12 protein-coding genes are annotated in these 20,283 nt (G+C 58.1%); 10 read left to right on the top strand and 2 right to left on the bottom strand.

Translation table 11 applies throughout. The features are described from left to right. Positions 1 to 93 precede the first annotated feature (93 nt). The gene (carA, locus tag BW950_RS05415) at positions 94 to 1,386 is read left to right on the top strand and encodes a glutamine-hydrolyzing carbamoyl-phosphate synthase small subunit (RefSeq protein WP_076488271.1); all 1,293 of its coding nucleotides are present in this window, start codon (positions 94 to 96) and stop codon (positions 1,384 to 1,386) included. A gap of 1 nt (position 1,387) precedes the next feature. Beyond that, positions 1,388 to 4,666, top strand: a complete 3,279-nt coding sequence (carB, locus tag BW950_RS05410; RefSeq protein ID WP_076488270.1) for a carbamoyl-phosphate synthase large subunit — start codon at positions 1,388 to 1,390, stop codon at positions 4,664 to 4,666. Positions 4,667 to 4,708: 42 nt separating this feature from the next. On the opposite strand, the gene cimA is transcribed toward carB, so the two are convergent. Then, entirely contained in the window at positions 4,709 to 6,331 is a 1,623-nt protein-coding gene (cimA, locus tag BW950_RS05405) for a citramalate synthase (protein WP_076488269.1), read from the bottom strand. Further along, positions 6,328 to 7,848, bottom strand: coding sequence for a 2-isopropylmalate synthase (locus BW950_RS05400; RefSeq protein WP_076488268.1), 1,521 nt, complete (start codon positions 7,846 to 7,848; stop codon positions 6,328 to 6,330). Before BW950_RS05400 ends, cimA begins: the two co-directional genes overlap by 4 nt. Positions 7,849 to 8,226: 378 nt before the next feature. Here BW950_RS05400 and BW950_RS05395 point away from each other — a divergent pair, with 378 nt between their 5' ends. The 8 genes from BW950_RS05395 (at position 8,227) to obgE (ending at position 20,281) form a co-directional block, all read left to right on the top strand. Next, on the top strand, positions 8,227 to 9,936 hold the full coding sequence (locus tag BW950_RS05395; RefSeq protein WP_143559129.1) for a DUF5312 family protein: 1,710 nt from the start codon (positions 8,227 to 8,229) through the stop codon (positions 9,934 to 9,936). 66 nt (positions 9,937 to 10,002) lie between these two features. Next, positions 10,003 to 11,751: an arginine--tRNA ligase gene (argS, locus tag BW950_RS05390; RefSeq protein ID WP_076488266.1), complete on the top strand. Its 1,749-nt coding sequence runs from the start codon at positions 10,003 to 10,005 to the stop codon at positions 11,749 to 11,751. 180 nt (positions 11,752 to 11,931) lie between these two features. Further along, a complete protein-coding gene (gene gltB, locus BW950_RS05385; RefSeq protein ID WP_076488265.1) occupies positions 11,932 to 16,635 on the top strand; it encodes a glutamate synthase large subunit in 4,704 nt (1,567 codons plus the stop codon). Next, positions 16,628 to 18,091, top strand: coding sequence for a glutamate synthase subunit beta (locus BW950_RS05380; RefSeq protein ID WP_076488264.1), 1,464 nt, complete (start codon positions 16,628 to 16,630; stop codon positions 18,089 to 18,091). Before gltB ends, BW950_RS05380 begins: the two co-directional genes overlap by 8 nt. A gap of 97 nt (positions 18,092 to 18,188) precedes the next feature. Then, positions 18,189 to 18,506: a 50S ribosomal protein L21 gene (gene rplU / locus BW950_RS05375; RefSeq protein ID WP_076488263.1), complete on the top strand. Its 318-nt coding sequence runs from the start codon at positions 18,189 to 18,191 to the stop codon at positions 18,504 to 18,506. A 5-nt stretch (positions 18,507 to 18,511) separates the two neighbouring features. Then, positions 18,512 to 18,871, top strand: coding sequence for a ribosomal-processing cysteine protease Prp (locus BW950_RS05370; protein WP_159438729.1), 360 nt, complete (start codon positions 18,512 to 18,514; stop codon positions 18,869 to 18,871). Next, positions 18,861 to 19,112 (top strand): 50S ribosomal protein L27, encoded by a 252-nt coding sequence (gene rpmA / locus BW950_RS05365; protein WP_076488261.1) that lies wholly within the window; start codon positions 18,861 to 18,863, stop codon positions 19,110 to 19,112. Before BW950_RS05370 ends, rpmA begins: the two co-directional genes overlap by 11 nt. 11 nt (positions 19,113 to 19,123) lie before the next feature. Continuing rightward, complete coding sequence (gene obgE / locus BW950_RS05360; RefSeq protein ID WP_083943752.1) at positions 19,124 to 20,281, top strand: GTPase ObgE; 1,158 nt, start codon at positions 19,124 to 19,126, stop codon at positions 20,279 to 20,281. Positions 20,282 to 20,283 lie beyond the last annotated feature (2 nt).

Here is a 20,283-nt window from a genome sequence, read left to right as displayed (position 1 = left end):
ACCCTCACTATTGTGCAATTTACCGTTCTCGGGCACTTGTAACGGTCCCTCCTGACCGGGCACAATCGCGAAGCACACGAAAAGGAGACCAGGTTGGATCACGCACTACTCATTCTGTCAGATGGAACGGTATTCCCGGGGAAATCCTTCGGTGCCCCGGCACCAACGCTAGAGGAGATGGCTGGCGCTGCTGCGCACGAGGGCCGTGAAGGGAGAGAGGGGGGACGATCCGATCTCTCCTGTCGATTGCGCGACATTGGAGAGGTAGTCTTCAATACCGCCATGAGCGGTTATGGAGAGGTCCTGACAGATCCTTCCTATACCGGGCAGATCGTTGTCATGACGTACCCCCACGCCGGAAATTACGGCATAGACGAGGCCTGGTCGGAAACCGGTCCTCAGGAGGGGCGCTCCCAATCGGCCAGGGCACGCAAGGTGAAGCCCGCTGCGCTGATAGTGCGAAGTCTCTACAAAGGTCCGGTACCGGAGGGACGGACAAAACTTGCTGACTATCTGGCCAGGAATAGTATCACCGGTCTTACCGGGGTCGACACGCGGGCACTCACCCTGGATTTGCGCAGACGCGGAAGCAGGAACGGTCTTGTCTGTCGTCCCGCACAGGGGAGTGATCTCACTCCCGAAGAGACGGAACTGGCTCTGAAGCTTCTGCGGGACTTTCCCGCCATGGAGGGGCGGGGCCTGATCGATACGGTGGGAACGGCCTCGATGGTCCATCTCCCTGCTTCCTCGACTTCACCTTCAGCTTTAACTTCAACTTCAGCTTCAACCTCGGGCGCGGCTGCCGGCACGGACCAGGGGCGCCACATTGTTTTCTACGACTGCGGAGCCAAAGCCAATATTCTGCGAGAGTTTCATGATCTCGGGTGCTCTCTTACGCTCTTTCCTGCCTCGGCCACGGCCGAGGAGCTTCTGGCCGCAGGAGGTGACGCCGTGATGATCTCCAACGGCCCGGGCGATCCGGCCGTCCTCGGTCATCAGGTTGAGCAGGTTCGAAAACTCCTGGGGAAAACGCCACTTTTGGGTATCTGTCTGGGCCACCAGATCATCGCCGAGGCTGTGGGAGCCGAAACCTTCAAAATGAAGTTTGGCCATCACGGGGTAAATCATCCCGTTCGGGAAGAGGTCTGGCAGGGAGAACGCGAAAAAGGACGTGTCTTTGTTACCAGCCAGAATCACGGCTTTGCCGTGCGGGAGGAGTCTCTGCCCGAGGGGGTGCTTGTGTGGTTCCGCAACGCCAACGATAACACGGTTGAGGGGCTGTGGGATGAGCGTCGGCGTATTCGTACCGCCCAGTTCCACCCCGAGAGTGCTCCCGGGCCGATTGACAGCCGCTGGATTTTTTCTGCTTTTTTGGAGGTGATCTGAGATGCCCGCACGACGAGATATCAAGTCCATTCTGGTGATCGGTAGCGGTCCCATCGTAATCGGTCAGGCCTGCGAATTCGACTATTCAGGAAATCAGGCAGTAACTGTTCTGCGTGAAGAGGGGTACCGGGTGATTCTGGTGAACCCCAACCCCGCCACGGTCATGACCACACCAGGCACGGCCGACGCGATTTACATGGAGCCTCTGGAGGTGGAATATCTCGAGGAGATTATCCGGAAGGAACGGCCCGATGCTGTTCTCGCCACCATGGGCGGGCAAACGGCGCTCAATCTTGCCATGGATCTGGATGCCGCTGGTGTATTCCGGAAGTATGGTGTGGAGATTATCGGAGCAGGAATAGATTCGATTCGCCTTGCCGAGGACCGGGGTGAGTTCAAGAAGCTCATGGACTCCATCGGTCTTGAGAGCCCTCTCAGCGCCCTGGTGGGGAGCCTGGAAGAGGGAGAGCGAATGATGGGGCAATTTGGATTGCCTCTGATAATCCGTCCCAGTTATACCCTGGGAGGGAAGGGCGGGAGCATCGCTGCTACGGCAGAGGAGGCGCGCAAGGCGATCCGACATGCCTTGGCCGAAAGTCCCGTCCATACCGCTTTGGTGGAAGAATCGCTTTTGGGCTGGAAAGAGTTCGAGCTGGAGGTGATGCGTGACGCCGCTGATAACGCCGTGATCGTCTGCTCCATCGAAAACATCGATCCCATGGGGGTTCACACCGGGGACAGTATTACCATTGCCCCTGTTCAGACCCTGAGCGACCGGGAGTACCAGCGGATGAGAACCGCTGCGATTGATATTCTGAGAGCTGTAGGGGTGGACTGTGGGGGGTCGAACGTCCAGTTCGGTTTGAACCCCGTCGACGGCCGCATGGTTGTGATCGAGATGAATCCCCGGGTCTCCCGCAGCTCTGCCTTGGCCAGTAAAGCCACGGGTTTCCCCATCGCCCGGGCCTCGGCTCGCCTGGCTGTGGGCTGCACTCTGGATGAGGTGGTCAACGAGATCACCGGGAAAACCGTGTCCTGTTTCGAACCAACCCTGGATTACACGGCTGTGAAGGTTCCCCGTTTCGAGCTCGAGAAGTTTCCCTCGGGCTATGCCTCACTGGGAACGCAGATGAAGTCTGTGGGAGAGTCTCTGGCCCTGGGCCGCACCGCTCTGGAAGCCCTCAACAAGGCGATTCGCGCCGCCGAGTATGGCTTCGAGGGGCTTCAGGATCTTCCTGAATACTCTCGGGAAGAGCTCAAGACCATGGTAAGCACGCTGCATCCCCGCAGGATTTTTGCGATCTACTCCCTGATTCGTCGTGCTGTGGCAGAAGAGCAGGAACTGGAACCGCTCCTGGCCTGGATCTACGACGAAAGCGGCTACGATCACTGGTTCCTCGACATTTTTCGGGAGCTGGCCTTCCTCGAGAAGGAGATTGCCGACGCTCCCCGGCCGCTGGAGAAAGAGTTGCTCCTGAGGGCGCTCCAGGCGGGGCTCACCGACGGGAGAATTGCGGCGCTCTGCAGTGTTTCCTCGGGAGAGATCGCTGGCAGGCGGGAGGAACTGGGCCTGCATAGTGTTTACCATCTGGTGGATACCTGCGCCGGAGAGTTCGAGGCAGAGACCCCCTATTTCTATTCCACCTGGGGAGAGGAGGATGAGGGTGAACCGGTCGGCCCTGAGGGGGTTCTTGTGATCGGCAGCGGTCCCAACCGGATCGGTCAGGGATTGGAGTTCGACACCTGTTGCACCCTCTCCTCCATGGCCTTTCGACGACTGGGACGCAAGACTGTCATGGTGAACTCCAACCCCGAGACTGTCTCCACGGATTACAATATCTCCGACCGTCTGTATCTGGAGCCTCTTACGGCCGGGGATATTAAAGGCATCCTCCGAAAGGAGGGGATCCGTCGGGTTGTTGTCCAGTTGGGTGGTCAGACGCCGCTCAACATGGCCCGGGCTCTGGAAGAGGCGGGGGCCGAGATTCTGGGCACCTCCCTTGAAGGGATAGATACTGCCGAAGATCGGGCCAGGTTCGCGGACCTTCTGAACAGGCTGGGGCTTCAGCAGCCCCGGAACAGTATGGCCGGAACTCCCCAGGAGGTGTGCCGGGAGGCAGCGCGAATCGGCTATCCTGTTCTGCTTCGCCCCTCCTTTGTTCTGGGAGGGCGGTCCATGATGATTGCCTACACCGAGGAGGAGCTGAAGCGGTATCTCGAGGGCCCGGTGGAATTCTCCCCGGAGCGGCCCATTCTGGTGGATCAGTTTCTTGAAGACGCCTTTGAATACGACCTGGATGCCGTCTCGGACGGAGAAAACGTCTATGTGGGCGGAATCATGCAGCACATCGAGGCTGCAGGGGTTCATTCGGGAGATTCCGCCTGCGTCTTTCCTCCGTACCACTCGGATGCCGTTGTGGAAGAGGCGATGGTAGGTGCCGCAGCAGCAGTGGCACGAGCCTTGAAAGTGCGGGGCTTTCTGAATATCCAGTTTGCGGTGCAGCGGGGAGAGCTCTATCTTCTGGAGGTAAACCCCCGGGCCTCGCGAACGGTACCGTATCTCTCCAAATCTTCCGGGGTTAACCTGGTCGAGGCCGTGGTTCGTCTCTGGGAGGGCGAGAACCTGGTGGATCAGGGGCTGGTCCAGAAGATTTTCGATCCTGCCGTGCCGGGTTCGGGGGTCGCCCGGGGACGGTGCATCGTGGGATGGGCCGTCAAGGAGGCAATGTTCAGCTTTGACCGATTTATGGGCCACGATCCGTTGTTGGGGCCGGAGATGCGTTCCACCGGAGAGACGATCGGGATTGGCGCCTCTTTCGGTGAGGCCTTTGCCAAGGCGACTGCTGCTGCCGGTACACCTTTACCGCGAAAGGGGCGGGTCTTCGTATCTGTTCACGATTCGGACAAGGAGGCTCTGGTGCCGGTGGTGCGTGATCTCCAGAAAAACGGCTTCTCCCTGGCGGCCACCCGGGGAACAGCAGCCTTTCTCTTTGAGCAGGGGATCATGGCCGAGGTTGTCTTGAAGGTCCACGAGGGACACCCCCACATCCTGGATCATCTGGAATCGGGACGCATTGATCTGGTGATTAATACTCCCCTGGGGCGGTTTAGCCAGGCCGATGATGATTACCTCCGAATCGCGGCACTTCAGCAGCGGATACCCTATACCACCACCATCTCGGCTGCCCAGGCAGCGGTGGAGGCGATTCAGTATTTGCGCAAAGGGAGCGTTCATGTGCAGCCCCTCCCCGAAGGAGTGTCCTTGAAGGACAGGGCCTGATCGTGCAGGACGGGAGCGGGGGTTTTCCCGCTCCCCTGTCGGTCAGCCGGGAGTTTCCTCCAGGGCGGCTTCTTCAGCCAGGATAATCGTGTTGTAATAGAACTCGATCGCGTCCACCAGGGCTTGCCACGAGGCTTCCACGATGTTCTCGTGGACGCCAACAGTATCCCAGGTGGTGTCGTGGTCAGTGTAGGTAATGAAGACTCGAACCTTGGCAGAGACGCCACTCTCGGGGTTGAGTACACGCACGCGGTAGTCACTCAGGGTGATTTTTTTGAGCCAGGGGTAGAGTGGCTCCAGGGCGTCCCGCAGGGCGTGGTCCAGGGTATCCACGGGTCCCACGCAGACCGATGCGCCCAGCAGCTCTCGTCCCCGGGTCTCAAGAAACAGACGGCCTACCGTTTTTGAGGGCATCTCCGCCGTTTTATAGCTCTCCAGGTGGTAGTTCCTCAGGGCAATGAGTGGCTGGTATACCTTCAGGGCACGCCGGATAAGCAGATCAAAGCTCGCCTCGGCTGCTTCGTACTCAAACCCCTGGTTTTCCTTCTGCTTTAGCAGGCGGGTCAGTTCATCCACCACCGGTGATTGTTTGGTGAAGTCTCCGTACTCCCGAAGTTTCTCGACAATTGTTGATTTTCCTGCCAGTTCCGAAAGGACGATCCTCCGCTCGTTTCCCACAAGCCTGCTGTCGATATGCTCCATCAAGGAGGAGTCCTTGTTGATCACATCGGCGTGCTGTCCCGCTTTGTGCGTGAAAGCGGCGTCACCTACGTAGGGCATCCTTCGATCGGGGATGATGTTTGCTTTTTCCGCTACAAAGCGGGAGAGGTGGGTCAGTCGCTGGATGTGGGGGGCGCAGTGTGCCTGGTGGGGAGTTTTCAGGACGATGTTTGGTATGAAACTGCAAAGGTTGGCGTTGCCGCACCGTTCCCCCCAGCCGTTGACCGTTCCCTGAATCTGCAGAGCTCCCTCGTCCACGGCAGCAAGGCTGTTTGCTATAGCCACACCGCAGTCATCGTGGAAGTGCCCTCCCAGGGGGGAGAGTTTCTCCCGGGGAAGGCTTCTGATGATGCGGGTTACCTCTCCGGGGAGGGTTCCCCCGTTGGTGTCGCAGAGAATGAGGCAATCCGACCCGGCGTCGCTGCCTGCCTGGAGAACTTGGAGCGCGTAGGCGGGGTCGTCGCGAAAACCGTCGAAAAAATGTTCCAGATCAAAGAAGACCTGCCGTCCCTGGGACTTGAGGAACTGCACAGAGTCGTAGATCATGCGCAGATTCTCTTCCTGGTCAGTTTTGAGGACCGTCTCGACGTGGGCTTTCCAGGTTTTTCCCACCACGATTACCGCAGGGGTCTCGGCGTCCACCAAAGCCCGTACCATGGGGTCCTTTTCGGCGGTCATTCCCGGCCGTCGGGTGGATCCGAAGGCGACGATTTTGGCGTGCCCGAGTGATTCTTTTCTGATCTGCCTGAAAAAGGCCGCTTCCTTCTCGTTCGAGAGGGGGAAGCCCCCCTCGATGTAGTCGATCTTCATCTCGTCCAGGGCGTGGGCGATCTTGATCTTGTCATCCAGGGTGTAGCTGACCTGGATACCCTGCATTCCATCCCGCAGGGTGGTGTCGTAGATCATGACCTGACGGCCGGTATTCTGATTGCTTTGGTTGATCATGGGTGTACTACCTCCTGGAGTAGTCTGTATCTGCTGATGGCGTTAACGAAGGCTTTCGCACTGGCTTCGACAATGTCGGTGCTGGAGCCTCGTCCCGTTGCCCGGCGGCCGTCGATCTCGATGATCACCGAGGTTTCTCCCATGGCCTGTTTCCCGGGGGTGACAGCCTGAACGTTGTACTCAATGAGCGTTGCCGTAATATCCAGAGCCCGCTCTATTGCCCGGAAGGCGGCGTCTACAGGCCCGTCTCCCGTGGAGGCCTCTTCATAGATCTCCTGCTGATCCTTGATGCGCACCGTTGCGGTGGGCACCGAGGTGTTGCCCGAGTGGAACTGCAAATACTCCAGAACCAGAGAGCCTGTGGTGGTGCCGAACTGTTCACTGACAATGGTAAACAAATCCTCGTCGAAGATCTCCTTCTTTCGGTCGGCTACCTTCAGGAACGCCTCGTAGGCTCGCTTCAGCTCCTCCTCGTTGATGATGATGTTCAGTTCCGCCAGGCGTTTGCGGAAGCCGTGCATCCCCGAGTGTCGGCCCAGGACGATCCTGGTTGTATCGCGACCGACCGATTGGGGGGTCATGATCTCGTAGGTTTCCCGGTGGCTGAGCATTCCGTGCTGGTGTATGCCTGATTCGTGGGCAAAGGCGTTTTCGCCAACGATCGCCTTGTTGCGGGGAATAGGGAAGCCGATCATGGTGGAAAGCATTCGCGAGGTTGTGTAGAGCTGGCGCGTGTTGATTCCCGTTTCAAGGCCAAGGATGTCCTTGCGAACGTTCAGGGCCATCACAACCTCTTCCAGGGCAGCGTTTCCTGCCCGTTCGCCGATGCCGTTGATGGTCACCTCGGCCTGCCGGGCCCCGGCGTTCAGTGCACTGATTGTGTTGGCCACAGCGAGACCAAGGTCGTTGTGGCAGTGGACGCTCAGGATTGCCTTGTCGATGTTGGGCACGCGGTTTCGGATAGTTGTGATCAGTTGTGCGTATTCGTCGGGAACGGTATACCCCACGGTGTCGGGGATGTTCAGGATAGTTGCCCCCTCTTCAATGGCCACCTCCAGAACCTTGCACAGGAAATCCAGTTCGGTGCGCGTGGCGTCCTCCGGCGAGAACTCGACCTCGGCGCAGCGATTTCGGGCGTAGCGCACGGCTTTGCGGGTCATCTCGATAACCTCCTGGGGAGTTTTTTTCAGTTTGAACTCCCTGTGGATGGGTGATGTCGAGACAAAGGTGTGAATTCGGGAGCGGGCAGCCTTGCCAATCGAGTCGGCTGCGGCGTCGATATCCTTTTCGGTACTCCGGGCCAGGGCGGCAATAGTGCTGTTCTTTACGTTCTCCGAGATCAGTTTGCACGCCCGGAACTGCTCCGGCGAAGAGACGGGAAAACCCGACTCGATGACGTCAACACCCAGCTGCTCCAGTTGCAGGGCTATCTCGAGTTTCTGCTCCACATCCATGGACGCGCCGGGTGATTGCTCGCCATCCCGCAGGGTTGTGTCAAAAATCTGAATCTTTTCCATTTCCTCTCTCCCTTTTCCGTGTTGGTTCCTTGAAGCCCATTATGCGGCCAACTGCTGTGGCGAAAAAAAAGGCCGTCTTCCCGGTGGGAAGACGGCCTCGTTCCACGACGAATCGCCGGGGGTTATCCTCCCACACCTACTCCACGCCCACCAATAATAATGAGGCCGAGAAGGGGTAGTAGGATGATCGTCACGTTCAGTATTCCGCGCATTTCCCTAGATACTTGTCGATTTTGGGATATCTGTCAAGAAAAAAATCTTTCCGGACGCTTTTTTCTCAGGAACAGACTCCTCGGGAAAGGAAATAACCCTCGAAAAGAAAAAGAAAAGGGTTGTTTTTTGTTCACAGGGGCTGTTATCTGGTATATTGCAGGTGATATGGCACAGACGAAAGCTGGCAACAGTGTTTTTGATCGCTTGGCACGGTCCATCTCCCGCGAGGAGCGGGAGAGCGTTCTCGCCTCGATCCGGCAATCCCTGGAACAGGATCTTGCTCCTCTGGTTAGTGAGGAGATTGATACGCCGCCACCTCTGGAGGAGCAGATAAAATCCCTTGGCCTGTGGGGGAAGATAAAACTCTTTTTTCTGCAGATTTTTACCAGTGAGACCCGAGAAGCAATAATCACAGGGTGGGTTCTGGCGGGTTTGCGACAGCAAGTACAAAAAATCGCTGGCGATGCCCTGGATGCACGGCGGGGCATTTTCCTTGGAGGATTCGCCGATTCTCTGGAGGCTTTGCAGCTCACTCTGCATCGGGCCACCCCGTATCTTGACGCGGCGGCGACGCGGCGGGAGGAGCTGGTCTTTCACCTTGCCGCAGATCAGTTTCCTGTGATCAACGGAAAACTGTTGAAGCGCACCTCCGAAGAGTATCTGAGCCAGCAGGAAGAGCAAAACGAACGAACGCTGAAACATGATCTCACCCGTTACCTGGAGGACCGCATTGCTGATATTCCCTCCAAAAGTAGCGCTCGCATTCGCCGGGCCCTCTCCCAGGCCGATGATCTTGTCCGGATCGGTTCCTTTCCTTTTCACAGCGTTCTCGGCTCTTTTTCCGGTTCCGCCGAGACGGGGGACCGGCAGTGTCCCTTCGATTATATAACCCACTCCATTGAGCGTCTTGCCAGTGATGTGTCTTCTCTCTCGGATCCGCTGGAGCCCCTGGCTCTGGAGAACATGGTGCTTCTTTCCTGCGACCAGATTGCTCTTGATACACCCGAGGCGTTGCAGAAAGAGCTCGAGGCGGGGCTGGCAATTCTTGCGACGGTAATCCGCGGGCTCCGGGAGTTTGCCGATCACTACCCGCTGGTGCTTCTGGTACGGTTGATCCGGGAGGATCCCTGGTGGAATCCACCCGATGCCGAGTACAGCGGGAACGATTGGCTTTCAATATATCGGGGAAAACTCGAAGAGCGTATTCGCCGGGAGACCTTGAGAGTTTCCCTGCACCGTCAGGTCCAGGATCAGGTTCTGCTTCTGGAAGAAGTTGTCGATGATCGTGTCACACGGATCAAGGGGCTTCCCGATGGCAGCGATGGGCTTTTTCTTGGGCACTGGCATCTGGCTTTGGCCGGGCAGACCTTTGCGTCCAGCCTCTGGCGCAATACCATGTCTCCTCTTCGCCAGATTCTGAACGGAGCAGACTTTTACAAGAGCTCAAATCGTGCCCAGTTCAATGACACCTTCAATGAGTACGAAAAAATCCCCGATGATCTGGCTGGTCTGGAGGCTCTTGTCATGCCTGGCGGGGACTGGGGGCAGGTGCTCCACAGCGATGAGCCGCTTTCGCGGCGTCGCGAGATGGCCGACCGGGTGGATCGGGAGATCGAGATGATCATCACCAGCCTTCAGACGACCCTGGAGATGATGAAAAACCTTTTGGGAGGAATCCTCTACTCCCGGCCAGGGAGCTCCTACGATACCATCGCAAACTACGGACAGATTGGAGGGCGGCGAAACGCCGAGCTTATTGACGAGCTGAAGGAGATTCATTCCGCCCTGCAGCGTCTGGTGGGAGTTATCGGAGAGATCGGTGCTCTGGAAAAACGGGCCTCGGAAAACGATATGTTCCTGCGTCCCGCTCTCTAGCAGCCGAGGGGATCTTCCGCTGAAAAGGCTACCCCTGTTCCTGCTTTTCCGCTATGCTGGGGCGGTATGAAACACTATTGGAGTACTTGGAAAGGGATCGTTGCCGGGGCAGTACAAGAGGCTTTCCCCGATGCCGACCCGCAACAGGTGGAGCAGGCTCTCTCGGTGGAGACTCCTCCCGATACCGGGAAAGGGGATATCGCCTTCCCCATGTTTCCCTTTGCAAAAGTTCTGCGTGCCAACCCCCAGGCGATCGCCCAGGCCGTGGCGATGGAAGTGGAAAAGGCTCAGGTCGGCAGGGACATCCCCGGTGGACGCGCCGAAGCGCTGGGTCCCTACGTGAACATCTTTCTGGACCGGCCTTCGGTTGGCGCCCAGGTGGTGAACGATGTGTTGAGTTCCCTCGGAGCCTACGGTAACAGCGATGCTCTGGAAGGGCAGCGAATAACCATCGAGTTCTCCTGTCCCAATACCAACAAGCCCCTGCACTTGGGCCATCTGCGAAACGACGCTTTGGGTGAGAGCGTGGCGCGTCTTTTACGGGCTGCCGGTGCCACGGTTCGCCGGGTCAACCTGATCAATGATCGGGGCATTCACATTTGCAAGTCCATGTTGGCCTACCAGGAGTTCGGAGAGGGCGCGACCCCGGAGTCGGAAGGAAAGAAATCCGATCATTTCGTGGGCGATTACTACGTCCGCTACGCCCAGTGGGAGAAGAAGGACCCTTCCGTCGAAGAACGGGCCCGGGAGCTCCTCCAGGCCTGGGAAAAAGGCGATAGCCAGGTTCATGAACTGTGGCTTGCCATGAACCGCTGGGCCATCGAGGGGATAGAAAAAACCTACGAACGCACGGGGATTTCCTTCGACCAGGTCTATTACGAGAGCGAGACTTACACCCAGGGACGGGACGAAATTCTGCGTGGCCTGGAGAAAGGACTCTTCTCGCGCGACGAAAAGGGTACTGTCTGGGTTGACCTGACCGATATCGGGTTGGATAAAAAAGTCCTCCTCCGGGCTGACGGGACGTCGTTATACCTGACCCAGGATATTGGTACCGCCATTCAGCGGCAACAGGACTGGTCCTTCGATCAGCTGGTCTACGTGGTCGCCAGCGAACAGCGCTATCACTTTCAGGTTCTTTTTGAGGTTCTTCGTCGTCTGGGGTATCCCTGGGCAGAAAATCTGCACCATCTGGCCTACGGCATGGTGAACCTTCCCGAGGGAAAAATGAAGTCCCGCGAGGGAACAGTGGTGGATGCCGACGATTTGATCGACGAACTGGCCTCGCTGGCTCTGGAAGAGATCCGAAAAAAAGGCCGCGACGAAGACCAGGAGGATTCCCTCCGCCGGGCCGAAGCGATCGCTCTGGGTGCGCTTCACTATTACCTGCTCCAAACGGGGCCTGTGAAGGATATGATCTTCAATCCCCAGGAATCGCTTGCTTTTACGGGTAATACCGGCCCCTACCTGCAGTACGTTGGGGCTCGCGTGTCCAGTATGCTTCGCAAGGAGGCGGCTCCCCCCCAGGTTGAGCCGCCTCGGGAGCTGGTAGAGGAGGAGTGGCAGTTGCTTCACCGGATCGCCGGGTATCCCCAGGTGGTGGCCGAAGCTGCCCAGGGTTTCAACCCCTCGCTTCTGGCAGGGTATCTCTACGAGACGGCAAAGACCTTCTCCCGTTTCTATCACGATCATCCCATCGCGGTGGCCGAGGACCCTCAGGTGCGGACGTTTCGTCTGGGTCTGTCCCGCTCGGTGATGCAGGTAATGCAGCACGGCCTGGGGCTTCTGAACATCCCGTTTCTGGAAGTGATGTAGCGGCCCGTGTTTCGAGGATAAGTCCTACATATCGGTCCTACATATTGGCGGTTTTCCGACCGATATGTAGGGCTTTTTCTTCTTCATTTTTCCGGTTTTTCTATCTCCTTTCCCCGAAAGAAATTAAAAAATACTTTTTTTGGCACGAAAATTGCTTATCTTTGTGTTGAAGGAGTATCTATGGAACAAACTATTCGTCCCGGAACCCAGGGTCTCTACAACCCTGAGTATGAGCACGATTCCTGCGGGGTCGGCTTTGTGGCTCATCTGGCCGGAGCCCCCCGGTCTGATATATTGCCCCTGGCCCGGGATGTTCTGGTTCGAATGACCCACAGAGGTGCTGTGGGAGCCGAAGAGAACACCGGCGACGGAGCAGGGGTTCTTACGGCCCTGCCTCAGGAGTTTCTGCGGGCCGTTCTTCGGGAAGAGCTCTCGTTGAGTATCCCTGATCCGGGGCAGTACGCCCTGGGGATGATCTTTCTTCCTCCCTCGGAAGAGGAGCGTCAGGCGTGCCAGGATTCTCTCGCCTGGATTGCCCGGGAAGAAGGGTTCCCGCTCCTGGGCTGGCGCGATCTTCCCCGGGATAACAGTATGATCGGTCCTTCGGCCCGGGCATCGGAGCCGATGATGGTCCAGATGTTTTTGGGTGCCCCCGCAGGTATGGATCAAGAGTCTTTCGAGCGAAAGCTCTATGTCCTGAGGAAGAAGGCAACCCGGACCTTGCGCGGCAGTTCCTTCGACCAGGACAACCACTTTTATATTGCCAGTCTCAGTTCCCGCACCATGGTGTACAAGGGTATGCTCACGCCGGAGCAACTATTCCGCTACTATCGGGATCTGCAGGACCCGCGATTTCTCACACCTTTCGCGATGGTCCACAGTCGGTTCTCGACCAATACTTTTCCCAGCTGGGATCGGGCTCAGCCTCTGCGTTGCATGAGTCACAACGGTGAGATAAACACCCTTCGCGGAAACGTGAACAAGATGCGGGCTCGCCAGGGAGTTCTCAGGAGCGATCTCTTTGGCGATGGTCTTGAGGGAATGCTTCCGGTCTTTGAACCGGACCTCTCCGATTCGGGAAGCTTCGACAATCTTCTGGAGCTGCTTCTGCGCAGCGGGCGGGAGTTGCCCGAGGCAGTTATGATGATGGTTCCCGAGGCCTGGCAGGGTGATCGCCTGATGAGCGATGAGCGGCGTGCGCTCTACGAGTTCATGAGCGCCCAGATGGAACCCTGGGATGGTCCGGCCTCGATTGTGTTCACCGACGGTACAGTTCTGGGGGCGGTGCTGGACCGAAACGGCCTGCGGCCGAGTCGCTACTGCGTTACCGACGAGGGGCTGGTGGTTATGGCCAGCGAGGCCGGAACGGTAGGGCTCGATCCCGCGAGGGTGGTGAAGAAGGGAAGGCTTCAGCCCGGCCGGATGTTTCTGGTGGATTTTTCCCGTCAACGTATTGTCGACGACGAGGAAATAAAGCGTGGGTACGCCCGGAAGCATCCCTACAGGACCTGGATTGACGAGCAAAAACTGACTCTGGAGATGATTCCCGACGGTGACCCTTCCGGGCGTTCCCGGTCATCCGGGAGTGGGCAGTCAGGCGACGCAGATTCTCCCGATGTGCCCACGCTTTTGCGAGAGTTTGGGTATACCCGGGAGCATCTTGAGCTGATCCTCAAGGTTATGGCCGAGACAGGCAAGGAGCCTCTGGGGTCCATGGGGAACGATACGCCCCTGGCTGTTCTCTCGGAACGTCCTCGTCTTGTCTGTGAATACTTCAAGCAACTCTTTGCCCAGGTCACCAACCCTCCCATCGATTCCATCCGGGAAGAGATCGTCATGAGCCTGGGATCGTTCATAGGTCCCGAGGGAAACCTTCTGGCGCAAGAGGCCGAGGCTGTTCACCGGCTGTGGTTGGATCAGCCGATCCTCTCGGAGGAAGAGATGGAGAAAATATCCAGCCTTGATCACAGGGGATGGCGCTCTCTCCAGCTTGACTGCACCTATTCTCTGGAGGAATCTCCTTCCAGTGAAGACGTCAGGCTCAGTGATCCCGAACAGGTCATGAACAGGGAAGGGCAGCTTCTGGAAGCTGCCCTGGCGTCTCTGGCAGAACAGGCAGAGTCGGCAATCAATCAGGGAGTGAGCCTGATTATTCTCTCGGACAGGAATATCTCCTCCGGTCGGGTTCCTGTGCCGGTTCTCCTGGCTACAGGAGCGGTTCACCATCATCTGGTTCGCGTTGGGAAGAGGGCCAGGGTTGGATTGGTGGTAGAGAGTGGCGAGCCTCGGGAGGTGCACCATGTTTGCACCCTTTTGGGGTACGGTGCCGACGCAATTCATCCCTACCTGGCCTACCAGGCGATCACGCATATGCAGGCCCGGGGAGAGATAGAATCCGGTCTGTCCCGGGAAGAGCTTTTTCATTCCTATCGATCGGCCCTGGAAAAGGGCATGAGGAAGGTCTTCGGAAAAATGGGAATAAGCACCCTGGAGTCCTACAAAGGAGCCCAGATTTTCGAAATTCTGGGGCTCTCACGGGAAGTAGTGGAGCGGTGCTTTGAAGGAACAGCCAGCCGCATAGCCGGTGCAGGCTTCGCCCAGCTTGCTCGGGAGTCCCTCTTGCGTCATCGGATGGCTTTTCCCCTGAGGCCTCCCCTGATCGGTTCTGGCTATCTGGAAGGTGGCGACTATAAGTGGCGTGCCGGAGGCGAGGTGCATCTCTGGGGTCCTCAGGCGATAGCCGATCTCCAGCAGGCGGTGCGGTTTAATGATCGCCAGGCCTTCTCCCGCTTCAGCTCCCGCCAGAACGAGGAGTCCGCTGCCCGGGCTACCCTGCGGGGCCTCTTGTCGTTTCACGATGGGGGACCACCCATTCCTCTGGAAGAGGTAGAGCCCGTGGAAGCAATCATGAGGCGTTTTGTTACGGGGGCCATGAGTTACGGTTCGATCAGCGCCGAGGCTCATGAGGCTTTGGCCGTGGCCATGAACCGGATTGGGGGAAAATCGAATACTGGCGAGGGGGGGGAAGATCCTGCCCGGTTTCACCCCCTTCCGGGAGGGGACAGCAAGCGTTCGGCTATCAAACAGGTCGCTTCGGGGCGCTTCGGAGTGACTATCGAATATCTTGCCAACTCCGACGAGATTCAGATCAAGATGGCCCAGGGAGCAAAGCCGGGCGAGGGGGGGGAGCTGCCGGGTCATAAAGTCTTTGACCGGATTGCAGCCACCCGTCACTCAACCCCGGGGGTGGGGCTTATTAGTCCGCCACCGCACCACGACATCTACTCGATAGAGGATCTGGCTCAGCTTATCTTCGATCTGAAAAACGCCAACGAGGCGGCCCGGATCAGTGTGAAGCTTGTGAGCGAGGTAGGGGTCGGAACCGTTGCGGCCGGTGTGGCCAAGGCCCATGCCGATCACATACTCGTCTCTGGCCACGATGGGGGAACCGGGGCGAGTCCGCTCACGGGGATCAAGAACGCCGGGGTCCCCTGGGAACTGGGGTTGGCCGAGACGCACCAGACTCTGGTGATGAACGATCTGCGAAGCCGTGTGGTGCTCCAGGTTGACGGCCAGATCAAGACGGGGCGTGATGTGGTGATCGCCGCGCTTTTGGGGGCCGAGGAGATGGGGTTTGCCACAAGCGCTCTGATCAGTTTGGGCTGTGTCATGATGCGAAAGTGCGAAAAAAACACCTGTCCCGTGGGAATAGCCACACAAAACGAAAAACTCCGGGAGAAGTTCCAGGGAAAGCCCGAAGATGTGGTGGCGATGATGCAGTTCATCGCCCAGGAGACTCGAGAGATCATGGCACGCTTGGGGTTTCGGCGTTTCGACGAGATGGTGGGCAGGAGAGATCTCCTGCGAATGAGTTCGGGCAGGAAAAACTGGAAGAGCGCCGGTGTTGATCTTTCGGACTTGCTGGCGCCACTGGCTGTTTCCCCGGAGCATTCCGGTGTGATCTGTTGCCAGCCCCAGAACCATGGCCTGGAAGATATCCTGGACCGGGCAATCCTTGCCCAGGTGGAGCCGTTGCTCGATCCGGCCGGCGGCTCGGGTCCCGGGGAACCGATATCTCTGGAGTTCGCCTTGGAAAATACCGACCGATCGGTGGGGACCTTTCTGAGTAACCAGATAGTCACTCGTCTGGCGCCGCAGGGGCTGGAGCCGGACTCAATTCATATCCGTCTCCGGGGAAGCGCCGGGCAGAGTTTCGGTGCCTGGCTGGCTCGGGGTGTCACCCTGGAGCTTGAGGGCGAGGCCAACGATTACGTGGGAAAGGGCCTTTCGGGAGGGCGGGTGATCGTCTATCCGCCCCGGGAGTCTGCCTTTGCAGCCGAGGAGAACGTGATCGTGGGAAATGTGGCCTTCTATGGAGCGACCTCGGGAGAGGCTTTTGTGCGAGGCCTGGCGGCGGAACGATTTTGCGTGCGGAACTCCGGGGCCTGGGTTGTTGTTGAAGGTCTGGGCGATCATGGTCTGGAGTATATGACCGGGGGACGTGCTCTCGTTCTGGGAGAGGTGGGGAAAAACTTTGCCGCCGGCATGAGCGGTGGGGTAGCCTGGGTTTGGGATCCCCTGAAGATGTTGCCCCAGCTGATCAATCCGGAGATGGTTGAGCTTTCCCCTCTGGACCGGTTTGACGAGGAAGAATTGCTTCCGCTCCTGCGTCGTCACCAGGGGTACACCGGAAGTGTTCGTGCCCGGCAACTTCTGGATGACTGGCCTCTGGCACGGGAGCGTTTTGTCCGGGTAATCTCGCCGGCCTATCGGGGAGTAATGGAAACCCTTCGGGAGCGGAGCTCTGGTGATCTTCGCCTTCCTGGCATCAGCCAGGGAAACTCTCCGAAGGCTGATCAGAAAGAGGAGGTCCTTCATGGGTAAGCCCACCGGTTTCATGGAATATTCCCGGAAGGTGGCTGGTTCTGTTCCTCCCGGGCAACGTCTGGAAGGGTTCTACGAGTTCAAGAGTCCCCTGGATCGGAAAGACCAGGAAGAGCAGGGTGCCCGGTGCATGGATTGCGGGGTTCCCTTCTGCCAGTCTGACTATGGGTGTCCTGTAGATAATCTTATTCCCGAATGGAACGACCTCATCTATCACGGGCGGTGGGAAGAGGCGTTTTACCGGTTAATGAAAACGAACAATTTTCCCGAATATACCGGGAGAGTCTGTCCTGCTCCCTGTGAGCACGCCTGCGTGCTTGCCATGAACGATCCTGCTGTAACGATAAAGGAAAACGAAGCGGCGATCATCGACTGGGGCTACGAGGCGGGCCTCATGACGCCCCGTATTCCTGCTGTCCGCACGGGGAAGAGCGTTGCGATTGTGGGAAGCGGTCCGGCCGGTCTCGCCGCTGCGGATCAGTTGAATCAGGCCGGTCATCAGGTAACGATGTTCGAGCGGGCAGACCGCCCCGGGGGATTGCTTATGTACGGAATCCCCGCCATGAAACTCGATAAAAAGCTGGTTCAGCGTCGCAATAATCTGCTCCAGGCCGAGGGGGTAATATTTCGCACCGGCGTGGATGTGGGGCGTGATGTGTCCCTGAAAGAACTTCAGCGGGAGTATGACGCCGTGCTTCTTGCCTGCGGGGCCACCAAGCCCAGGGATCTGCCTGTGGCCGGGAGAGACCTGTCGGGGGTAACCTTCGCCATGGACTATCTTACCCTTTCCACCCGCCGGGTTCTTGATTCATCCTGGAGCATCCCCGAAGAGCTTTCGGCGCAGGGTAAACGGGTTGTGGTTATCGGCGGAGGCGATACCGGGAACGATTGTCTTGGTACGGCTCTGCGTCAGGGCTGTTCTTCAGTTCTGAACCTGGAGATACTTCCCCAGCCTCCGCTGGATCGAACTCGGGAGATGCCCTGGCCGGCCTTTGCCCGAACCTTGAAAAGCGACTACGGCCATGAGGAGGCTTCGGCCACCTTCGGAGATGATCCGCGACTCTTTTCCCGCAGAACGCTTCGTTTTGTAGGGGATAAAATTGGCCGCCTTCGCGGTGTTGAGACGATCCAGGTCCGATGGGAGAAGGAGCCTGGTGAAACTCCCCGGCCAGTGGATCTGGCCGGCACGGAAGAGGTTCATCCCGCCGATATGGTTCTTCTGGCGCTGGGGTTTGTGGGTCCCGAGGAATATCTTGTGGGGGATTTTCCCCTGGATCGGGACGGTCGAGGGAACTTTCAGGCCGAAGAGGGGCATTTTCTCTCCTCGAAGCCTGGAATTTTTGTGGCAGGGGATGCACGACGGGGGCAAAGTCTGGTAGTGTGGGCTATCAAGGAAGGGCGCGGTGCCGCTCGGGAAATAGACCGGTATCTCATGGGGTTCTCGGAGTTACCCTAGGTTTTCGCCAGGGGCGAGATGGACCCGGCTGTGCCGGGCTTGACGTACCGGGCATAAAACGGTTAAATGGCGTGTTCATAAAGCGGGAGAGTAATCGATGTACGCATTGGTAGAAATTAAAGGCAGACAGTACAAGGTAGCGCAGGACAGTGTGATCAAGGTTGATCTCCTGGGGTCAGAAGAGGGAGCCGACGTGGAGTTCCCCAAGGTTCTGATGGTGCGCACCGAAAAGGACATTACCCTGGGGAAACCCTACGTAGAGGGTGTGGCGATCAAGGCGACGGTAGAAAGCAACGGTCGTGATCCCAAGATCATCGTCTACAAAAACAAGCGCCGGAAAAATTATCGGCGGACCCAGGGGCACCGGCAGCACTACTCGCTGATCCGGGTCAAAGAAATCGCCGGGGTAGCATGATCTCCGTGTCGGTTCGTACAAGGGATGGAATCCCGGTACGAATCGAGGCAAACGGGCATGGCCTGAGAGGTGCCGATCACCGCAGTGCATCCTGCGCTGCGGTTTCGGCTGTGCTGAAGGGGCTGGGAGTTGTCCTGGTGGAGAACTCTTCCTGCACGGTCCAGGGGAGCGTTGCAGGGCCCGGGGCGTTTGTCCTGACGGTAAAGGATTGTCGCGATCAGGCCTGGTTGCAAGGGGTCGCGGATCTGCTCGGGCAAACGCTGCAGGAGATCGCTCTGGCCTGGCCCGAAGAGGTCTGCTTTTCGGCAGACGAGTTGTCAAAGACCGAGTTTTCAAGAATCGAGGAGAACAGCGATGGCACATAAAAAAGGCGGCGGAAGTTCCAAAAACGGACGAGACTCCAACTCACAACGGTTGGGAGTCAAGAAGTTTGGTGGCGAGCTTATCCGGGCTGGCAGTATTATCATCCGCCAGCGGGGAACCAAGGTTCACCCTGGTGACGATGTGGGTCGTGGAAAAGATGATACCCTTTTTGCAAAAGCTGATGGCAGGGTGAAGTTTCATACCCGTCGTGGCAAAAAGGTCGTTTCTGTAGAGTCGGTGTAACCGACGGAAGGATACCCGTTCTGTTTGTAGACGAGGCAAAAATTCTGGTTCGTTCCGGAAAGGGCGGAGCAGGCGCGGTCTCGTTCCGGCGGGAGAAGTATGTCCCCCGGGGCGGTCCCGACGGAGGAGACGGCGGACGGGGCGGGAATGTAGTCTTCCGCGTAAAAAGCAACGTGAAAACGCTGTCGTATATACGTATGCGGCAGCGTTTTTTTGCTCAAAACGGTCGCCCCGGTGCCGGACGCAACAAAACCGGTTCCGCCGGAGAAGATGTGGTGATCGAGGTGCCGCCGGGGACGGTGGTATCGGATCTGGAAACAGGCGAGCGCTTGCTCGATCTTGTTACAGAGCACCAGGAAGCGATCTTGCTTGAGGGCGGTCGTGGCGGCAAGGGTAATGCCCATTTCAAGTCATCACGGCATCAGACGCCCCGGTTCTCCCAGCCCGGAGAAGAGGGGGAGGACCGTTCCGTGAAGGTGGAGATCCAGGTTATCGCCGATATAGGTTTTGTGGGGTTACCCAACGCAGGGAAATCCACGCTCCTGAAGGTGCTCACTGCGGCAGACCCGAAGATCGGCAACTACCCCTTCACCACAGTGATCCCCAACTTGGGCGTGATGCATCATTTTGAGCGCGATGTGGTTCTTGCTGACATTCCCGGTCTGATCGAGGGCGCGGGAAGCGGTGCTGGTCTGGGAACCCGGTTTTTGAAGCATATCGCCCGGACACGTGGACTCGCCTTTGTTCTGGATGCCGGAGAACCCGACATGGCCCGGGCTTTCTCAATCCTTACCCATGAACTGGGCGTTTTCTCCCAAGCTCTTCTGGAGAAACCGTTCCTGGTGGTGGTGACGAAAACCGATCGTTTCCGCACAGAGGAGATAGATCGGGATGAGGTCGATCTCTTCAGGGCCTCTCTGCCCGGCGGCGTGCCGGTGGTGGAGGTCTCGGCCCTGGCCCGGGAAAATCTGGATGATCTTCGGGCAGCGCTGTGCGAGCTTGCGAATGTGCCGGAAGAGCAACCCGAAGAAGGACCACGAGGAGGGGCCGGAGGTCTCGCTTCCCGGGAAACCCCGGTGCGCCCGGATGCTCCCGCAGAGGACGATGCCCCCCGGGCTGTTCCTCCTGGCAGAGCGCTCTGGGATGGACTGGAACCCCGGGAGGGGTGACC

Source organism: Alkalispirochaeta americana (assembly GCF_900156105.1).
Classification (GTDB): Bacteria; Spirochaetota; Spirochaetia; order DSM-27196; family Alkalispirochaetaceae; genus Alkalispirochaeta; species Alkalispirochaeta americana.
The sequence above is the reverse complement of the archived record's forward strand: the minus strand, read 5'-3'. Positions and strand labels throughout refer to the sequence as shown.